General features: G+C 65.1%; 2 pseudogenes. Both read right to left on the bottom strand.

Going from position 1 to position 763, the window contains the following annotated elements:
• Positions 1-260: 260 nt before the first annotated feature.
• Positions 261-629: pseudogene (locus G3T14_RS24885) on the bottom strand (DDE-type integrase/transposase/recombinase); the annotation flags it as partial.
• A pseudogene (locus G3T14_RS24430) lies at positions 624-763 on the bottom strand (IS256 family transposase); the annotation flags it as partial. The pseudogenes G3T14_RS24885 and G3T14_RS24430, both read right to left, overlap by 6 nt.

Below are 763 nucleotides of genomic sequence, written 5' to 3'. Positions count from 1 at the left end.
TCCGACTGAATCACAAGTCATTGATATCACCCAACTTCATTTCGGGGCAGACACTGAGCGATTCCGGTTCGGCGCACCGCCTCCGAGCAGGCCTGCAACGCCTCGGCATTGGCCGTAACGAGGCGTGAGGCCGAGGTGAGTGCCGCCGTGCTGACCGGATCCGATACCTGCAACAAGGTCGACCCGGCCAGGCCAGCGGTCGCGCGGGGCCTGTCGCAGACCCGGATACGAACCGCAGAAGGGCGTCTGCTGCCTCGCTTTCACGCTTTGTTCGCCAGGGGAAGTCCGAAGCAGATCTCGAGCAGCTGGTTCTGCTCACGGACGGTCCACGCGCCGGCAAAGCCGAAGCCTTTGCGCAGCCAGAGCATGGCCTCGAAGCCGTAGATCGTGCGTCGAGCTGTGTTGAAGGAGTGGAAGCCGCCGATCCGAGGCATGTTCTTCTTGACCCGGAAATGGTCGCTCTCGATCCCCTGTTACAGGTGTTTGGTGACGTAGTGGACCGGCATTCGTGGCATCAGGCCCGCCTTCCGGCTCTCGGCGATGGCCGGTGGGTACGGGCTGGCGCCATCCGTGCCGATCCGGTCCGGGGCGAGCAACGGCTCGGCCGAAAGTATCTTTCGGAAGAACCGAACCCGATCCTCGGTCCCCGTCGCGCCGCGGTCCCGAACGCGGACCCGCGCCACCGGCACCGGCCCGATCCCGGTCTGGATCTCACGCTCCGGCCCATGTCCGTGCCGAACCAGCCGGGCACGACCATCTGGAA

It is taken from the genome of Methylobacterium sp. BTF04 (genome assembly GCF_010692745.1).
Classification (GTDB): domain Bacteria; phylum Pseudomonadota; class Alphaproteobacteria; order Rhizobiales; family Beijerinckiaceae; genus Methylobacterium.
The sequence above is the reverse complement of the archived record's forward strand: the minus strand, read 5'-3'. Positions and strand labels throughout refer to the sequence as shown.